Source organism: Paenibacillus sp. CAU 1782 (assembly GCF_054551715.1).
Genome location: NZ_JBTOLL010000004.1, coordinates 111,839 through 130,236, shown reverse-complemented (window position 1 = coordinate 130,236; position 18,398 = coordinate 111,839). Strand labels below are relative to the sequence as shown.

The 18,398-nt window shown below is 46.8% G+C and carries 18 protein-coding genes; 5 read left to right on the top strand and 13 right to left on the bottom strand.

Annotation, left to right across the window (positions count from 1 at the left end; translation table 11 throughout):
- Nucleotides 1-20: 20 nt before the first annotated feature.
- The 5 genes from ACX93W_RS12890 to ACX93W_RS12870 all read right to left on the bottom strand — a co-directional run bounded on the left by ACX93W_RS12890 (nt 21) and on the right by ACX93W_RS12870 (nt 6,129).
- Nucleotides 21-2,012 (bottom strand): YjhG/YagF family D-xylonate dehydratase, encoded by a 1,992-nt coding sequence (locus ACX93W_RS12890; protein ID WP_459392780.1) that lies wholly within the window; start codon nt 2,010-2,012, stop codon nt 21-23.
- 86 nt (nt 2,013-2,098) lie between these two features.
- On the bottom strand, nt 2,099-3,559 hold the full coding sequence (gucD, locus tag ACX93W_RS12885; RefSeq protein WP_459392779.1) for an alpha-ketoglutaric semialdehyde dehydrogenase GucD: 1,461 nt from the start codon (nt 3,557-3,559) through the stop codon (nt 2,099-2,101).
- 66 nt (nt 3,560-3,625) lie between these two features.
- The gene (locus tag ACX93W_RS12880; RefSeq protein ID WP_459392778.1) at nt 3,626-4,501 is read right to left on the bottom strand and encodes a fumarylacetoacetate hydrolase family protein; all 876 of its coding nucleotides are present in this window, start codon (nt 4,499-4,501) and stop codon (nt 3,626-3,628) included.
- 97 nt (nt 4,502-4,598) lie between these two features.
- Entirely contained in the window at nt 4,599-5,357 is a 759-nt protein-coding gene (locus ACX93W_RS12875; RefSeq protein WP_459392777.1) for an IclR family transcriptional regulator, read from the bottom strand.
- 106 nt (nt 5,358-5,463) lie between these two features.
- The gene (locus ACX93W_RS12870) at nt 5,464-6,129 is read right to left on the bottom strand and encodes a hypothetical protein (RefSeq protein ID WP_459392776.1); all 666 of its coding nucleotides are present in this window, start codon (nt 6,127-6,129) and stop codon (nt 5,464-5,466) included.
- 299 nt (nt 6,130-6,428) lie between these two features.
- Here ACX93W_RS12870 and ACX93W_RS12865 point away from each other — a divergent pair, with 299 nt between their 5' ends.
- The gene (locus tag ACX93W_RS12865; RefSeq protein ID WP_459392775.1) at nt 6,429-7,403 is read left to right on the top strand and encodes a YndJ family transporter; all 975 of its coding nucleotides are present in this window, start codon (nt 6,429-6,431) and stop codon (nt 7,401-7,403) included.
- Nucleotides 7,404-7,550: 147 nt separating this feature from the next.
- Here the strand turns inward: ACX93W_RS12865 and ACX93W_RS12860 are convergent, their stop codons facing one another.
- Both ACX93W_RS12860 and ACX93W_RS12855 read right to left on the bottom strand, forming a co-directional pair.
- Entirely contained in the window at nt 7,551-8,321 is a 771-nt protein-coding gene (locus tag ACX93W_RS12860; RefSeq protein WP_459392774.1) for a helix-turn-helix domain-containing protein, read from the bottom strand.
- A gap of 128 nt (nt 8,322-8,449) precedes the next feature.
- Entirely contained in the window at nt 8,450-8,935 is a 486-nt protein-coding gene (locus ACX93W_RS12855) for a MerR family transcriptional regulator (RefSeq protein ID WP_459392773.1), read from the bottom strand.
- A gap of 211 nt (nt 8,936-9,146) precedes the next feature.
- Here ACX93W_RS12855 and ACX93W_RS12850 point away from each other — a divergent pair, with 211 nt between their 5' ends.
- Nucleotides 9,147-10,001 carry an SDR family NAD(P)-dependent oxidoreductase gene (locus ACX93W_RS12850; protein ID WP_459392772.1) on the top strand — a complete coding sequence of 285 codons (855 nt, stop codon included), beginning with the start codon at nt 9,147-9,149 and terminating at the stop codon, nt 9,999-10,001.
- Nucleotides 10,002-10,052: 51 nt separating this feature from the next.
- Here the strand turns inward: ACX93W_RS12850 and ACX93W_RS12845 are convergent, their stop codons facing one another.
- The 3 genes from ACX93W_RS12845 to ACX93W_RS12835 form a co-directional block, all read right to left on the bottom strand.
- Nucleotides 10,053-10,655 carry a suppressor of fused domain protein gene (locus ACX93W_RS12845; RefSeq protein WP_459392771.1) on the bottom strand — a complete coding sequence of 201 codons (603 nt, stop codon included), beginning with the start codon at nt 10,653-10,655 and terminating at the stop codon, nt 10,053-10,055.
- 41 nt (nt 10,656-10,696) lie between these two features.
- A complete protein-coding gene (locus ACX93W_RS12840) occupies nt 10,697-11,020 on the bottom strand; it encodes a DUF2834 domain-containing protein (protein WP_459392770.1) in 324 nt (107 codons plus the stop codon).
- Nucleotides 11,021-11,281: 261 nt separating this feature from the next.
- A complete protein-coding gene (locus tag ACX93W_RS12835) occupies nt 11,282-11,935 on the bottom strand; it encodes an AraC family transcriptional regulator (RefSeq protein ID WP_459392769.1) in 654 nt (217 codons plus the stop codon).
- A gap of 298 nt (nt 11,936-12,233) precedes the next feature.
- Here ACX93W_RS12835 and ACX93W_RS12830 point away from each other — a divergent pair, with 298 nt between their 5' ends.
- Nucleotides 12,234-13,304, top strand: coding sequence for a bifunctional transcriptional activator/DNA repair enzyme AdaA (locus ACX93W_RS12830; protein ID WP_459392768.1), 1,071 nt, complete (start codon nt 12,234-12,236; stop codon nt 13,302-13,304).
- A 60-nt stretch (nt 13,305-13,364) separates the two neighbouring features.
- The gene (locus ACX93W_RS12825; protein WP_459392918.1) at nt 13,365-13,949 is read left to right on the top strand and encodes an isocitrate lyase/PEP mutase family protein; all 585 of its coding nucleotides are present in this window, start codon (nt 13,365-13,367) and stop codon (nt 13,947-13,949) included.
- A 97-nt stretch (nt 13,950-14,046) separates the two neighbouring features.
- On the opposite strand, the gene ACX93W_RS12820 is transcribed toward ACX93W_RS12825, so the two are convergent.
- Nucleotides 14,047-14,991 carry an alpha/beta fold hydrolase gene (locus ACX93W_RS12820; RefSeq protein WP_459392767.1) on the bottom strand — a complete coding sequence of 315 codons (945 nt, stop codon included), beginning with the start codon at nt 14,989-14,991 and terminating at the stop codon, nt 14,047-14,049.
- 99 nt (nt 14,992-15,090) lie between these two features.
- On the opposite strand from ACX93W_RS12820, the gene ACX93W_RS12815 reads away from it, so the two are divergent.
- Complete coding sequence (locus tag ACX93W_RS12815) at nt 15,091-16,002, top strand: helix-turn-helix transcriptional regulator (RefSeq protein ID WP_459392766.1); 912 nt, start codon at nt 15,091-15,093, stop codon at nt 16,000-16,002.
- A gap of 417 nt (nt 16,003-16,419) precedes the next feature.
- Here the strand turns inward: ACX93W_RS12815 and ACX93W_RS12810 are convergent, their stop codons facing one another.
- Together ACX93W_RS12810 and ACX93W_RS12805 are read right to left on the bottom strand one after the other, a co-directional pair.
- Entirely contained in the window at nt 16,420-17,904 is a 1,485-nt protein-coding gene (locus ACX93W_RS12810) for a P-loop ATPase, Sll1717 family (protein ID WP_459392765.1), read from the bottom strand.
- Between the two features lie 40 nt (nt 17,905-17,944).
- A complete protein-coding gene (locus tag ACX93W_RS12805; protein WP_459392764.1) occupies nt 17,945-18,235 on the bottom strand; it encodes an HAD family hydrolase in 291 nt (96 codons plus the stop codon).
- Nucleotides 18,236-18,398 lie beyond the last annotated feature (163 nt).

Genomic DNA, 18,398 nt, shown 5'->3' with positions numbered 1-18,398 from the left:
TGGCCCTCTTATCTGTTCTGCTAGCCCTTCATGATCGCTTGGCCTTCTGCCGTATTCATTCCCGCTTCCAGCAGCTTGACGATTCGATCAACATCGTAGACGCATCCCCGCCACGTGCCGCCGCTCGCCGCTTGCAGCGCCGCCCATAGACGCGTATCGTCCGGAAGCGCCGGATCTTTTGCAAGCTCGGGATGGGGCGCTCTTGAAGCCAGCATCTTTGTTCCCGCTTCGGCATCCTCCGGGTTTTCGCCGCAGCCCACCATCTCGACATGCCCCTCCAACCGGCGCAGATCAATGCGGATATCAATCCAATCGCCATCGCGGAGCTTGCCGACAGGACCACCAGCTAAGGCCTCGGGTCCGATATGCCCGATGCAAGCGCCGGTCGACACTCCCGAGAAGCGCGCGTCCGTGAGCAAAGACACTTCTTTGCCATAGGACAGATGCTTAAGCGCCGAGGTCAGCTGATACGTCTCTTCCATTCCAGTGCCGGATGGGCCGCGCCCGATCAGGACCATAACATCTCCGGCGGCAATGCCTTTGTTCTTGATCGCGCGGATTGCGGCGCGTTCCGTCGTAAACACTTTCGCCCGGCCGACATGGCGGAAAACGCCGTCCGCGTCCACCTTGGAGTGATCAATCGCCGTCGATTTAATGACGGAGCCTTCGGGACATATATTTCCGGTAGGGAAGGTCACCGTCGAGCTCAAGCCTTCCTGCTTGGCTCGTTCGGGACTAAAGATGACGCGGTCGGGATTAATTCCTTCGTTCACCAGCAAATGCTGCCGCATGCGGTGGCGTCTCTCCGACGACTCCCACCAATCCAGCGTTTCGCCTATCGTATGGCCTGTTACTGTAAGCGCTCTCTCGTCCAACACGCCAAGCTTGCGCATATGAAGCATAACCTCGGGCACGCCTCCGGCGAGGAAAGCTCTTACGGTTGGATGATGCTCGGGACCATTGGGAAGCACGCTGACCAAGCGCGGAACGGAGCGGTTTATTTCCGCCCAATCCGAAACCGTCGGCAAGGCAAGCCCGGCCGCATGAGCGATGGCGGGAATATGGAGCAGCAGATTGGTAGAGCCTCCAAAGGCCGCGTGAACAGCCATTGCATTGCGAATGGAGCGGTCCGTTATGATCATTCCCGTCGTCACTCCGCTGTCCGCCATTCCCAGAGCGGCTCTCGCGGATTGCTTCGCCATTTCCCTCCATACCGGCTGTCCTGACGGCGCCAATGCCGCATGAGGAACGGTCATGCCAAGCGCCTCCGCAATAACCTGCGCGGTCCCTGCCGTGCCAAGAAATTGGCAGCCTCCGCCAGGCGTTGCGCATGCGCGGCAGCCAAGCTCGGCCGCTTCCTCAAGCGATAGCTCGCCATTGGAGTATCTTGCGCCAATCGTTTGGATTTTGCCCGCATCCTCGCCATTCGTCGGCGGGAGAGTGACGCCGCCCGGAACGATTACGCCGGGAAGATTGCTCATGCCCGCAAGAGCCAGCATCATGGATGGCAGTCCCTTGTCGCAGGTTCCTGCTCCCAATACCGCCGAACGCTGCGGCAGCGAACGAATAAGACGCCTTAATACCATCGCGGCATCGTTGCGATACGGCAGCGAATCGAACATTCCCGTCGTTCCTTGGGAACGGCCGTCGCAAGGATCGCTAACAAAACCGGCGAAGGGCACGCCGCCGCGGCTAGTAATTTCTTCAGCTGCGGCCTTCATCAGAATTCCGACCTCCCAGTGCCCGGTGTGATAACCCAACGCTATGGGACGGCCATCCTCCTCCCGAATTCCGCCTTGCGTTCCCAGTATAAGAATTTGCTTTCCAAGCAGGTTTTTGGGGTCCCATCCCATGCCGACATTTTGCGTTAAACCGAACAGGTCGCCGCTAGGCGAATCGCGCAGCATATCCGGGGTAAGAGGCAAAGAGCCGCTTGGTCCCGGTGCATGCGTATAGATATCAAAGTAAGAGTCAGAAGCATTTCCCATTATCGTCTCAAAACCCGGATTCATAGGTCCTTACCAGCTCCTCGTGGTATGACTCATTCTGTTCGCTATGAGTTAATGTGTTATGACTTGATAGGTTAAGGCTTCATGCGTTAAGGCTTAATAAATACGGTTTTGATCGAGGTATAAAATTCGATGGCTGCTTGGCCTTGCTCTCTGGAATGGGAGCTGGATTGCTTCATGCCTCCGAACGGAGCTTGCAGCTCGACACCGGCTGTTTCCGCGTTTACTCGGACAAGTCCCGCTTCCATCTCTTGAACGAACTGCATCGCGTTGCCGATATTGCGAGTATAAATCGATGCGCTAAGACCATAATCGGTATCGTTCGCAAGCTCTATGGCTTCCTGCATGTCGTTTACTTCAATTAATGTAAGCACAGGTCCGAATATTTCTTCCTGGGCGATGGACATTCTGGAGGTCACTTTATCAAAAATAGCCGGGGTTACATAAAAGCCATCGGCTAGATCGCCATCCACTGGCCTTGTACCCCCATGCAGCAATACCGCGCCTTCTTCCACACCCTTGTTGATGTAAGACAATACCGTTTCCATTTGCTTTTCGTTAGCGCAAGGCCCCAGCCACGTCCCGCTATCCAGCCCGTTTCCAACCTTCAGCTCCGCAACCTTCCCAATCAGCTTGGACTTGAACTCCTCGTAGACATCCTTCACCACGATGACCCGGCTGGTCGCCGTACATTTCTGACCGGTCGAACGAAGACCTCCGCTGATTGTTGCATCAACTGCCAAATCGACGTCCGCATCCGCTGCGATGATAATCGGATTTTTGCCGCCCATCTCAAGCTGATATTTCGCTCCGCGCGCCAATGCCGCTTGTCCCACCGATTTCCCTACCGCATTCGAGCCAGTAAAGGTGATGCCGTTAATATCGGCATGCTCGGCAATCCCTTGACCAATGACGCTGCCGCTGCCCACAATCATATCCAGCACGCCTGAGGGCAAGCCCGCATCATGGAAGCATTGCATCACTTTTGCCGCCGTAACCGCCGTTTCCGTTGCCGGCTTCCATACGACAGTGTTGCCGTAAATAAGCGCGGGAGCAATTTTCCAGATCGGAATGGCAACCGGGAAGTTCCAAGGAGAAATGACTCCTACCGTTCCAATCGGGGGTCTGGTCGTATACAAGAAGGCATCCGCATCGGAGGAAGGAATAACGTCTCCGATTTTACGCATGCCTTCTCCTGCATAGTAACGAAGAATAGCGACGCCGCGCGCGGTTTCTCCCTTGGCCTCGGGCAATGTTTTTCCCATTTCCATGGTCATTGCTTCGCCGATTTCATTTGTTCTGCTCTCCATTATATCGGCAACCTTGAACAAAAAATGGCCGCGTTGCACACCGGCGAGCTTGCGCCATGCCAGCTTGGCTGCCTTAGCAGCGGCAACGGCGTCCTCTAAGTCCTGCCTGGACGAATCCGGGATGATACCTACGATTTCATTTTTATTGGCGGGATTGATACTGTGCTGCGTTTTTCCGTTCTCGGAGTCTCTCCATTCGCCATTAATATAATTGCGATATACCGGGGTTGGATTAGTCATAAAATCATCTCTCCTTTAATTGTGATTTAATTAGAGCGTGCCTTCAAGCTGCACAGAAGACTTGCCCTAGCTCATAATAGCCGTGTTGGCTAACGTTCCAAGTCCTGTAATCTCTATTTCAATCACATCCTCAGGCGCAAGCGTGAATTTATTCGGTGGCACAATACATGTGCCTGTAAGGAGAACCGTACCGCCAAACACAATGTTATCTCTGCGCAGGAAGGAAACAAGCTCTCCCAGCTTGCGCTTCAGTTGTCCTGTGCTTGCCGATTGATCGACGACTTTTTCCCCATTCCTATAGATTCGCAAAGAAATTTGCAGCTGATAGGGGTCTTCCACCGTTTCGGCTAATCGGATAAACGGTCCAATGGAGCAGGATTGCTTCCACACCTTGGCTTGCGGAAGATACAACGGATTTTCCCCCTCAATATCCCGGCAGCTCATATCGTTGCCGATTATGTACCCCACAATATCGCCGCGGCTGCTCAATACCAATCCCAGCTCGGGCTCGGGAACCTGCCAATCGGAATCGTTTCTTAAACAAACCTGATCCAGATGGCCGACTGTGCGGGCCGCCGTGGATTTCAGGAACAGCTCCGGCCTCTCCGCATCATACACCTTGTCATAATAGGTGGTTGCATCCATTTTGCCCGCTGTCGCTTCATAGTTTCTTGCTTCCTTGCTGTGCGCATAGGTCACGCCGGCGGCCCATACCTCCGGAGCTTCTACGGGAATCAGCAACTCAAGGCTTTCCAGTGACGCGTCCAGCGGCTGAGCAGATTGAATCTGCTGATTCACGTCTTCAAGCGGTGTTGCCCCCGTCTTCTCAATTCGCTCAAGAAAGGAGATAAAGTCCGAATCGCTTAATGCATATACCTTATCTTCATCCGTTACTGCTGCCAATCGTTGTTCCGCACCATTCTGATACCGAATAATTCTCATCTCAACAACTCCTCGTTTTATAATATAAAACGCTGTTCTTAAAATATGACAAAGATCGATTCGTCACTTATTACGAATGGATCGATCTTAAATTAAACTAATGACGATACCCTAATTGCGTTGAAATTTCGCTTGTTGCCTGTCGAAGCCGTTCGATTAGACGTGTCAGCTCATCATCATCGACATGTGCAACCATTGTAGATACGCTCATCGCCGCGATCACTTGCCCGTTGTGATCCAATATCGGAGCGGCGGCGCACCGGACTCCCGGTTCATTCTCTTCATTATCGATGCCGTAGCCTTGCTTCTCGACCATCTTCAATTCTTCCAGAAAGCCTTCAACGCTATCAATCGTTTTATCCGTATGCTTGACGAACGTATACCCTGTCAACATTCGAGCCTGTTCATCGCCAGGCCGAAAGGCCGTCAACACCTTGCCAACCGCGCTGCTATGCAAGGGAACTCTGCGACCGATACGCGAATACCGAATGGCTGCCTTTTGCCCTTCCACTTTGTCAATGTATATGCCTTCTACGCCATCTATAATAACCAAATGCGTGGTTTGGCTGGTTGCTATAGACAAAGCTCTCAGATGGGGTCTGGCAATTTCCACAATATCAAATTGCTTGAGAAGCAGCTCCCCCTTCTCTACGAACTTTAGCCCAAGACTGTACTTCCCGGACTCCTCGTCCTGTACAATATAACGGTGAATTTGAAGCGTTTTCAACAACGAATGCACCGTACTTTTGTGCAAATTCATGGCTTCACTTATTTCGGACAGCTTATACTCCTTGTGCTGCTCGTCGAACAAGTCGATAATCTTTAATGCTCTATCCAAGGCCTGAATAATTGGCATATTCCTTTATCTATCTCCCTCTCCACACTCGTTTTATATTATAAAACGCAGTGTTGTAATATCGACACCCATATCATAGCAGACACTAATTTCAATGTCTATCCTGTTAGCTAGACATCAGGTTCTCGAAGTGTGTTATCAATGAATCCAGCGGATTTCCGATTTTCACATTTAACTCTCGCTCAACCATAGCGGCTGTTTCCACCATAGATAATTGAGCAACAGAAATTTTCTTGTTTTTTTCTGATGCAAGTATCCTCTTTATGTACGTTGATACTTCTCCAACATATTGCTCTGTTTTGCCCTGCATGATTAACTCAAATGTATTCTCTATGACACGTGCCTCAATAGTACCAATTGGCTTATCGTGGATAGAAGCAAATTCATTAAGCCTTCTCATTGTTCCCTCGACGGTTGCAGGATTGGTGAATAGAAGAACCTGTGGTTCGGTACTATTGCAGACAGAGCCAAAGAAAGGCTCGTCCATTTTTATGATAGGAATAGATGTATGAAGTCGGTTTTCTTCAAGAAGAGCAATATAATTAGTACATGTGATCAGAATAGCCTCGACGTTTGCTTGAGCTATCCACTCGATTTGTTCGATAACTTTATTTTTGGCTTTAGCTTCATCAAAATGTTTATCCCATGAAATTCTGCTCATCAAACCAGGATCCACAAAATGAACCCATTCCAATTCATCAGAGGCAAGAGCATTTTGAATATATTGGATATTTGAATAATGGGCGTGTAAACAAGCAATCCTTTTAATCATGAATTTATCTCCTTCAACCGTATTTTAGTCCATTATAAAGTCAAGTTGCTTAAACCCCCAGGTACACACATAGACTGAGCCGGTCATGACATGGGATGGAGACAACCGGTCCGAAGCAACGTTTAGTTCCCGAATTATAGCATACATTGCTGCAGCAGGACTAAATCACAGGCTTAGAAAGACTATCCGATTATATATGTTAAACTACTAAAAGAGCATCCTCCATCTATAATAGAGAATGCTCCATTATCGGATATCGACTTGGTATCTCTACCGAGCATCGTTAGAAAGGAGCCCCCATGCATAGCTTCCTCAAACCAATCATCAAATCATTAATAGCACCGGTGATTCCAGGCGGAATTATTACCGTTCTTATCTTTTATCTGGATTACTTTCAATTCGCTCTTGTTGAAAAATTTCTACTGTTCGCGGCTTTCGTCATTGTACCTCTGGTGATTTTACTTTTGAAACATGACGAAGGGAATAAACATCAAGTAATGATTTATGCTGCTGTTAAATGGCTTCAATTTCCCGCAGCGCTTCTTACCCTTGCTTCAGTCATGAGCAGTAAGATGTGGGGATTAGAAAGCACGGAAATACCAGGGGCCCTCTCCCTCGGGTGGCTGCTGTTCACGCTGCTGCTTGGCATCTATGGCTTGGCTACTATTGTGGTTTCTAAAGGAAAAGCAGCGGAGATAGCGATTGGCGCGGGGCTCGTGTATTTTTTTATCGGGGGCGTTTGGTTCACCTTATATCAGTACCAAGTTAACCTCTTCCAAGCTAATCCTGCAACGCACGCGTTAAGCTCGGTCCACTTTCATTTTTCATCGGCTATCGTTCCGATTTTTATTGGCCTGCTGGGACGGATCATGACGAAAAAAAGCTGGTATCCCTGGGTCGTTGCCATCGATATCATCGGACCCATTTTAATTGCTATTGGCATGATTTTCTCCAAGCCGATTGAGTACATTGGAGTCACTTTATTCGCCTGCAATATTGTGGTTTACACCACTTATCTCTTTGCTTACTTGAGGAAAAACTCCCTGCATAAAAAGGCAGCCTTCTTTTTGGGCCTTTCCTGTTTGGCCTTTTACACGGTTGTTGTCGTTTCCATTTTTTATCCGTTACTGAAAAACATGTTTTCCTTGACCATACTCGACTTCATTCCCATTTATGGTTCTCTGCATGCGTTTGGTTTTGTCTTATGTGGACTGATTGGTTGGGTGTACATGGTAGACTCTTTAAGAAAAAAGCTTGCCTACAAGGGTAGATGAGTGATCCGCTTTTGTAAATGAGTACATACAAAACCAAACGGCCTCAGTCCCATTGAATTCAGGACCAAGGCCGCTTAACGATCTTTATTTTCTTGCACTGCTTACTTGACGGGCAGTTCAATTCATGAACTTCGCACCTTCACTTCTTCAATTTACTTTTCCCACGGTTACATTCATTGTTCCAGGCTTGTTCAACGTTTGATGAATAATAGCCAATAATCGAACAGCAAGATCAGACCTGAAGTTTAGCCGGTAACCGCCGCGAACCCGATCCACGAATCCAAGTTCAATGCAATCCGTCATAACCGGCTCAAAATCAATGTCCGGCAAAAGAGTCCGGAGTGTCTTTTCATCAACCGCATAATCCGGTTTCAGATCGTCCATGTCACGCAAGAGGGTTAGTAGGACAAGACGAATGTCATCGGACAAAAGGGTAAGCGGAAACTCCGCTTCCTTGCCTAACGTTTCAATGGCTTCATTCAGAAATGTCGTCGTAGTGATGCAGGCAAGCCGTTCCTTAGCCCATAAACCGATTCCTGTTGGACCAAGGTGAATGTGTACAAGCGAGGGATGTCCGCTTGAGCTTTCGTGATACGTAGACATAGGGGCTCCTGCTAACGAAATAATCTCCCCAAGGAACCCTATCTGCTCTTCCACTGCCATTCGGGCAAACGCTTCACGAATTTGGGGTATGATCGACGATATTCCACCCTGTCGCCCCAATAAATAGTCAGTTGAACAGTCATACGTTTCCGCTAATTGTACGACAAGCGAAAGATCAGGCAGAGAGTCGCCATTCTCCCACTTGGATACAGCTTGTGCGGACACGGATAACCGTTTCCCCAATTCCTCCTGCGTCATACCGCTTGATCGGCGCAGCTGCGCAATTTTCACGCCAATATTCCCTAATTGCTCCATTAGAAGAACCTCCTTAAATAAGATGCCTTTAGAATAGCGTGTATTCTTCAAGTTTTGTATGGAGGTGTACGTGAGTCCTCAACCAATGGTTGAATTTCTCTTATCCGCAGTTGAACGTTCCCAAATGTCTATATCTGTGACTGGCGAACCCCCGCCGATCCTGGAAAGTACGTCATCTCCACGGGCGATACGGGCTTTGGACTAGGCTCTCCCGTCATGGCTTCCGGAGTATCCTCGGAGCAGCCTTTGCGGATCCGCCCCTCCTCAAATTTCATATCGATAAAATCCACCACCTGCTGCAAAGAGGCGATTTGGGCAACGATCGATTCCCGATGATTTTTTAAGAGCTCCACCAGCTCGGGGTACTCAGCAGGATCAGCATCGGCGGAGACCGCCAAAAAAGGGCGCATTTCTCCCAGCGGCATCCCCGTTTTTTTCAGGCAATAGATGAGACTGATTGTGTCCATGTCCTCCTGCCGATAGACGCGATGCCCGTTACTTTTACGCTCGGCACGGGGCAACAGTGCAATTTTTTCATAATACCGGATCGTATCTTCTGAAATTCCGATTTGCTTCGCGGTTTGCTTGATCGTAAAAGTACGTTCTTCCTTCATTCTGCCCGCTCCTTTCGGAGATGATTTTAGTGCATTATACGTCCGAGTGCTGGCTCTAAGTCAAGTTTTCTAATACAACCGGGCTCTCTTGTTCCGCGATCGCCTTATTCCCAAGAAAAAATCTGTACTCCCCGGCCTTGACTTGGAGTCGGCTCCAAGTTATAGAATGTGCACTACTGAAGGGGAAACCCGGTATTGGAGGAGATATGGAATGAACAAGAGACAAGGTCAAGGAATCGCTTTTGTTACGGGTGCAAACGCAGGAATCGGATTGGAATTAACCCGGAAGCTTCTGACGGAGGATTGGCAGGTGATTGCTTTAAACCGCTCCGACTTTCCGTCGGACGATGAGACAATCCAAACTGCAATGGAGCGTGGAGCACTTCGGACTTACAAAACGACTGATCTTACTGATTACGCAAGTTTGCGGCGGGCATTGGAGGATATCAAGGGAAAGGAACAGCGAATCGACATTTTGTTTAACAATGCTGGCGGTTCCTTTCACGAGTTAAGCTTTTCGAAACAAGGACGGGAGCTGCACTATGAGTTGTTAACGGTTGTTCCATTCATCGTTCTTATGGAGTTGATGGAGCTTATAAAACGAGGCCACTTCAAAACAGTGATTAATACCTCATCTTCGGCGCTAAAATGGACAAAAGACTTTACGATACAAAAACTAGAGCAACCCAAAACCTTTCGCAAGCTGCTTGGGCCTTATGCTACCTCTAAACTAGCCCTTTCATTATGGACTCGGGCCATAGCTCCGCAGCTTGCAAAGGACAATATCAAAATCCGCAGTGTCGACCCGGGCGGCAACAATACGCTGAGAAAAGGAAAAAAATCCGGCCTGCCTTTATTGATTGTACCGTTAATGAAGCTGTTTTTTTCTCCACCTGCTCACGGAGCCAACAAGCTGTATGAAGGAGCTCTCGGGGAACATCGCGATAAGAATGGCGTATTTTTGCTGAACGGTCGGGTTGCAGAGTTAACATTTCAGGATCAAGCACGGAATGTACTGCAAAGGGTCCACGACATTTATGAACATGAATTTTTAGTGCACCGTTAAAATGGTGCGGCAGTATCCGTACTTTAATGGAGCTATTTTTGCCGCAATGGTCTACGGGCGCCGGGGATCGATAATGGAGTGTTCGGCGCCTGCTATGTACGTGTCGAAGGCTTCTACCCCTTCCCGCAAAATCAGGCTGGCTTCCTGCGCAGTGACCGGGATCGCCCATATAACTTGGACAACTTCGTTGCCTATCTGAATTTCCTCCAGGTCTTCGCTTTCTCCTCTCAGCTCATCAAGGAAAAAAGCTTTTGTTGACCAGTTTTCCGGAGCAAGCCGGCTTTCCTCCATCACTCTTGGTATCTGAGAATCAAGGGAGGCTTCGATATGATGGGCTGCTAGATCGCACACATACGAAAAAATCCGGTCGACGGACTCTCCGCCTAAATCACAGGCCAAAGCCATCATCCACTCCGTACCAATCGATTGTCCAGTGGAGCGGAGAGAACTGGATAATCCAACGGTTGCAAATCTCGCCACATCGTTTTCGTTTACTGCCGGAAAATAATAAATTTCTACGTAAACCGCTTTTTCAGGCTTGGTCAGGACGATCCGGTACTCTGGCATCGACCATTCTTTAATAAACGCGCCTAAAATGATAGTCCTTCGAATATCGAAGGAAAGCTCTCTTTCTTTGCTTGATTCCGTGAACATGGCAAGAACACCCCCTCATTTTTTCGGTTCGTTATTTGATGCTATTTCCGAATGTTTTTCTCCACGTGTAACTGTCGGAGAAGCAAAAACAAGGGAAGGCCTAGAGAAGGACCTACCAGTAGCGTACCCGCAATCGGCAGCCACACATTTTTCATTTTCTTTCTAGTGCCTTCAAACAGGATAAATCCTATAAGCGCAATCGCGGCAACTAAAACATCCATCCATGCAAAAGCTCCGATACGCGTACCGGCTATGTCTTCAAATAGGAGAGGCAAATCGAGGCCGTTCTGCACGACCCAAGGGATGAATTGCGAATAAGGCAAGACCAGTCCCAAAAAGGATAACACTCCGTAAAAATACTTCATTTGTAATCCTCCATTATTTTGTAAGTTATAATTTCAAAAAGCTCGCAAAAATCCGTTTGCTCCATCTTCGCCGCTACGCGGCCCCCTCCTCAACCCACAAGGCTCCGTTCCACGCCCGTAACGCGATTTCAAAAAAACTCTCCCTACTTCTTGCCTCTACTTCTTGCCCCAACTTATGATACGGTTCTCCGCGCTGTCTGTGTCATCAATTTTAAGAGCCATCCCTTGCGGGATGGCCCTCTGGCATATCTTCATTTTAACTCATTTTATGGCTAGAGGATAATAAAGATCCAGTTGAAACGTTTCGTTGATATACATGTCGCCGTTAAACAAAAAATGCTCCTCCAGCCACTGATGCGATCCCGCTTCATATTTGCTGTTTTGAACCCATTCGTTTAATCTCTTCCATGCATCGGGAATATCAAGTCCGTACAGACTTGATACGGCATATAAACCTCCATCCATCTGCTTAATACGTATTTCGCCCGAAGGCTCGACATCATCGGAAACTACAGCCCCCATTTCGTAACCATGCTCATTCATCTCGCCCGGGTTATTAAACCCAAAGTAACGGGTAGTGGCTATCTGGTCCAAGCCTTTTTCCTTGACCCAAGCAAACAATACATTCCACGCTTCATCCTCCGGCTGGTTTCCAGCCGTTGTATGATAATAAGCCACCTTCATCGGTTTTAATTCAATAAATCGAACCTGATGATCCTCAAGCTTAACCAAATTATCCATACCGCTCAATTCCTCCATTTCAGCATTTAACTCTTCTGCACGAATAACGGCAGCAACGTCTAGACTAATTGCTTTCGAGTTATCCAATAAAAGATGGATCGCATTCCCTTTTGAATATCCCTTGGCTTGCAGCAATTCCAGATACCGTTGAAGAAGCTCCTTTAATTTCGCCATATTGCTGATATCCCTTTGGACCTCTCCTAGCTACTTATTTTCTAAAAATTTCAAAAGGAGACATTTTGCCATTGCTCTGGAACCGGGAGCCAGTGGCGAAAGCCGCCCCGCGGCCCCGAAGTCGCTGGATATTCTCTCCCCAGTGTGCCCCCCCTTTTCGTGGGGTTCTTTTCTTTTTCAAGATGAATGCCAGAATGAGAATCAACAACTCATAAATAAAATAAGTGCCTGATTTTCGGCTACAGACTTCATTCCCAATGGTTATAATAAACTCATCCTAAAATATGCAGGTGTGGCCATGATCCATAATGAGGAACGCAAAGCCGAATATTATAAAGCCCTAATTGAAAAAAAGTCTGACTACGAAGGCGTCTTCTATGTGGGCGTTACCTCCACCGGCGTATTTTGCCGGCCAACTTGTCCAGCCAGGAAACCAAAGTACGACAACTGCGAGTTCTATGAGACAGCACAGCAGGCGCTTCTTGCTTCCTTCCGTCCATGCCAGCGCTGTAGGCCCTTATCCCATCCGAATCAAGTCTCCGATATCGTCCGGCTGCTTGTCGAAGCTGTGGAGCAAAATCCGGAGAAGCGATGGAAGGGCCAAGACTTCAAGGCGTTATCCATTGATGAATCGACCGCCCGCCGCCAATTTAAAAAGCGCTTCGGCATGACATTTGTTGAATATGCCAGATCCCGCCGCATGGGACTGGCTTTAAAAAGCATCCGAACGGGGGGAAAGATTATCGATACGCAATTAGCTTCCGGCTACGATTCCAGCAGTGGATTTCGGGACGCCTTCTCCCGCATTATGGGCGCAGCGCCTACCCGTTTAGAAGATAGCCTCATTCTTAAAGCAGCGTGGCTGGACACACGACTCGGCCCCATGATGGCAATAGCTGACGATAATGAGCTGTATCTTCTGGAGTTTGTAGATCGCAGGGGGTTGGAACGCGAGGTTGAACGGTTACGGACAAAATTGAAAGCAGCGATTATACCCGGACAGACGCCCCCCATTCAGTCTATTGAGAGTGAGCTGAGTCGATTTTTCGAGGGAACGATATCCGAGTTTAAGACGCCCCTCCATCTGATGGGATCGCCATTCCAGAAAAGCGTGTGGGAGCAGTTAAAACAGATTCCACCGGGCGAAACCCGTTCTTACGCCGATATCGCGCTGGCGCTTGGCAAGCCCACCGCATATCGTGCGGTAGCGCAAGCCAATGGCGCCAATCAACTGGCAATCGTCATTCCTTGTCATCGCGTCATTAACAGCAGCGGCGAACTCGGCGGGTATGGCGGCGGAATCGCACGTAAAGAATGGCTGCTAAATCATGAGAAAGTCGGAGGTCCAAAAAATGAAAAATCAAATTGAACAGGCACGGAAGTTTCACCAAATGCACCAAAGCGGCAGCCCGCTAGTCCTCGTCAATGCCTGGGACGCCGGAAGCTCGCTAATGATTCAAGCAATAGCGTAGATCTGCCCATTACAATTGATATAGAAGGCGGTTATGGCGCCTCTCCCGAGATGATTAAAAGCAATGTGCTGAAGATCATACAGCGCGGTGCCGTAGGGGTTAATTTTGAGGATCAAAAGATTCATAAACCTGGCCTATACGCCATAGATGAGCAAGCCTTGCGTATCGCGGCCGTGCGGGAAGCCGCTGAGCATGCGTCCATTCCCCTTTTTATTAATGCTCGAACCGATGTCTTCTTTGAGACCGCGGCACATGACCATGAGGAGACTCACTTGGAAGCTGCCCTACAAAGGGCGCACGCCTATGCGGAAGCCGGCGCTCACGGCATTTTTGTGCCGGGTTTATGTAACGAGATGCTGATCCAAAAATTATGCCAGCAGTCTTCACTACCTGTTAACGTTATGATTTCTCCTGATTCGCCTTCACCCAAGAAACTGGCATCATTAGGCATCGCTTGCATTAGCTACGGTCCGCGCCCCTATTTGAAAGTAATGGATACTTTAAAACAAGCCACTGCGAGCGCCCTAGCTCTATTAGGGTAGCGCTGTCCAGTCGGTTTGCCTCGAAGATGGTAACAACGTCTCGTTCCACCCTCCAGTCAAGCCGGAGGGCAGACTCAGTCTTGATATACTCTTGTGACTAGCTAGCATCATGCTGTTCCAGCCATCTCAAAATGACTTGGTTTGTTTCTTCCGGCTTTTCTTGCTGGATCCAATGACCGCAGTCCAGATTGACCACTTCCACATTGGGCACGAACTCTGACAGTTTTTCAAACTTCGGAACCACATCCCGGTCACCGTAGATCATGAGAGCCGGCTGTTGGATGATTGGGTTCACCCCCGCCAATAAGCGCCAGTTGCGGTCAAGGTTCCTATACCAATTGATGCTGCCCGTGAACCCTGATGTCTCAAAGGAAGAGACAAAAACAGCCAACTCGCTGTCACTCATCAAGGGCTCGCCGAGTGCTTTTTCCGCGTTGGCAAGATTGATCATCGCCATGCCTGGCTCAGGTGCTCTGAGAGGCTCGTTCATGCGGTACAGGTTGCGAAGAAACCGGAACGTATTTTCATTCAATACGGCGTCCGCGACGCCTGGCTGTCGATTGAAATGGACAAAATAATAGTCCCCGCCAAGTATTTCTTCCAAAAACTCGATCCAGGGTTTTTCTCCGCGCTCTTGGTAAGGCAAGCTCAGATTTATCACTTTGTTTACACGGTTTGGATGCAATAGGGTCAGCCCCCAAACGACCATTGCGCCCCAATCATGACCAACAAAGGTGGCATCTTTGTATCCATAATGATCGAGAAGTGCGATAAGATCACCCGACAAGTGTTCGATGTCATAGGCTGTCACTTCGGCCGGACAGGATGAGTTGCTGTAACCCCGCTGGTTGGGAACGATGACATGGTAGCCCGCTGCGGCAAGGGCGTCCATCTGATAACGCCAAGAAAAGGCATGCTCTGGCCAGCCGTGACAGAGGACAATGGGTTTTCCGGCATTTTGTCGGCCTGCTTCAAAAACTTCGAGTTCCACACCGTTGACTGAAATAAGGGTGGGTTTGGGAAAATCGGTTGGATTAAACATTGAATCAAAACCTCCTTCTTTTGATACATGTAGTATAATGAACAAAAGGTGACACCTTATTGTCATCGTTCTAAAATCATGTAGAAAAAGGGGGCCGTTATGGACAAAGTGGAGCGACTCATTTCGATTATTATGATTTTGCTGAAAAAAGAAATTGTTTCTACAAGGGAATTCTCACAGCTATTTAATGTTTCCAAAAGAACGATCCTTCGCGATATGGAAACATTGAGCTTGTGCAGCATCCCGATCTACTCTGTTAATGGGGTCAGAGGCGGCTACGGCATCATGGATGAATACAAGGTTGATAAACGCCTTTTAACCAGCTCCGATTTGCAAAATATATTAGCTGCGCTCGGCGGGTTGGAACAACTCCTCCTGACTGAAGACGTTGAAAGAACGATAAAAAAAATAGAGGCAATGGTTAGTCCATTGTCTCTGAATCGTTCCATTCAATTGTCGTTTTATAATTGGGAAGGCCGGTCCGAGATTCTTGAAACCTTAAAAATATGTCAAGAATCCATATCTAAGAAAAGACTGGTTTCGTTCCACTACACGGATAAAGACGGGGCCGTAACGAATAGAGTGGTCGAGCCCTACGAGCTTCATTTTAGCGAATCGAGCTGGTACTTAAAAGGATTCTGCTTACATCGACAGGGAAATCGAACCTTCAAGTTATCCCGGATCGACCATATGACGATGGATGAACGCGCCTTTCATCCTCGAGACGATTGGTCAGAGCAAGGACCTGAAGCAAGTTATAGACCGGAACTCGTCACGATTAAGGCATGGATATCGCCTAGTATAAAAGATCAAATCATAGAAAGGTATGGCCGAAGAAATATTGAAGACCATCCTTCCGGTTCCTTATTCGCAACCATGTATGTCCCTCAGAATCGTATGGGATTTCAATTATTAGCAAGCTTCGGCACTCAGTTAAAAGTTGTGGAGCCCACAGTCTATGTTGATGAATTTCGGAATTATTTATCTCAAATGATGGAGAACTATTCCTGATAGAAGTTTCGTCTCGGCATATATACCGATTCCATGTGAGGTGGATTTTTAGGTGCTTCTTCATAATTTAGCATTGAAGTTTCAACCTTAAACTTAACTTTTCGCTGGCACTTAGGTTCCACGCACTGTCTGTAACGGCAAGTTTTAAATGTAAAAGGGGCTGTCCAAAAAGCCGATCCGCGTATCTGATTCAATTAAAAACGCTAATGGACATCCGTGTCCGTTAGCGCTTATTTTTTAGCTTTTTGCGTTTGTAACGGACATTGATGTCCGTTACAGTGAAAATTATCCAATAATTACCCATTTTGGGGCTCTAACGGACAAGGATGTCCGTTAGCATTTCAAAATCTGCGTTTTACGCGTCTAACGGACTTCCGTGTCCGTTAGAGCGTTTGACTTTTTGGACAGCCCCTTTTACTAGCCGTCTATGAGTTCAAGATATTCTTTGAATCCCGGATGCACTTTGTAGTTTGATGCCTTTGGATTGAATTTTATCTTAGGATCAGTATAGCGGAAGCAATATGTCGCTCCTCCATAACCTCCTCCACCAGGTTTGTAAAAACCAACTACACTAAACTCATACATTCTTTCCAATACAGTACTACTATTTTCTTGCATTTTTAGTCTGACAGCACATACTTCGAAACTTGCTTCATAATTTTCAATTGTAAATACTGTTTTATGCATATCTCTTAAAACTTCAAGATAACTGTCAAAATCTTTATACTTAGCGCCAACTTCATCCTTTAATTCAGAATACAAGTAATCTGAATAGTCCTTTCTAACATTATGAATATCTCTATTAATTATAGCATCCTGCGATCCAGGCCCTAAACGTAATCTTTTCTGTGCTTCCTCAAGTGAAAGGTTTAATAATTTTATTAAATCCCGAGGACGCAAAAAAGTTTGATCAGAAATAAAATTCCACTTTAATTGGTTTCTACCGATATTTGCTGGCTCAAAAATTTTTCCCCAATTGTAAGAAAAAGATTCGTCTGCCTGTTTTATATTTTCTTGAATACGTTTTGCAGCTAATTTCTTGAGACTCAAGTTAGCATTTTCATCTTTTGGATCCCAATTAAGATACTCAACGTGGTTGTCTGTGATCTTATTTTTATCCTGAAAATCTAAAATTTCATAAATATCACTTCGCAAAAATATATAAACTTTTACGTTGTCATTATGTATTTGAAAATATGAGTTTATGCTATATGCCGATAATAAAAGCCCCTTAATTCGAGAAAGATAGTTTGCGTCATTTGGATCATAACTTAAATCCAGTTCGTCAAATAATAAAATGTATTGTCTGTCGTTCTGTAGTAAAGGGATTAAGTTTGAAAGAAGCTTTTTGTTTATTTCCCCTAATGTACTTCCTAAACGTTGAGCAGACTCACCTCGAGAAACAGACCCCAAACTATTTCCCATTACAGAAGGAGAAAAAGAAAAATCCCAGTTCTTAGGGTTCATGGTCTCCCTATGATTAAATCTAACCGATCCCCAGCTCCTCTTTAGCCATTTTTGAATTTTTCGAACTTTAAATTTCTGGAAGAAACCATAGTTATCGATATCTTCTACCAAAAGTTTTGCTAATTCTACATAAATTAAAAAATCCCAGGAATTCACGTATGTTTCCCTGTCTGAAACCATATCATTCGCAAAACGATCATGTACCTTCCAAGGATAATCACGGAATAACAAAGCAGCTGTTAATTTATTTTTAGCTTCCTTAGATAAAAATTTATATATCGCAGTTTTACCAGATCCCTTGCGCCCTATAACTACTCTTCTTTTTTCGTCCCTTATTCGTTTTAATGATTCTGATTGGATAAAATAATCGAATAATCGGTCGTCATTTTCAGCATCGATAGCTCCAAAGTCACTTATGGTTTCAATTATCCCCATCAGTATCCTCCATTTTCTTGAATTTGCATTATTGAAATAATTATATTTGAACATCTATTTTTATACAAACTATTAGTTGTTTCCCCCTATTCTTGCTTACCCTACTTACGATACTCTTCCTCTCACTTCGTCTGGGACAACGGCATAAAGCGGGTAGCCCATACGTACCACTTCTTTTAGCCGCTCTAGGCGGTCGGGCCGTGGCAACAATAATATGAATTCCAGAATCATAACATCTTTTAACAGTCTGATAATTTCTAGGTGATATGGATTTGTCACTGCCAAGCAATGTTCCGTCCAAGTCCAATACAATTGCCTGTATATCCGACATCTGCATCTCTCCTTAAATTATTTTTCCGATAATAACCTAACTTAAGGAGAGATGCTAGACTCTCTATTAAATTAATATGCCAGTTAGCCCAATATCGCATCAATTATCTATTCAGACATATACCATACTCGTTAGCCAGTATCGAGATTCCTCTTAAAGGGGG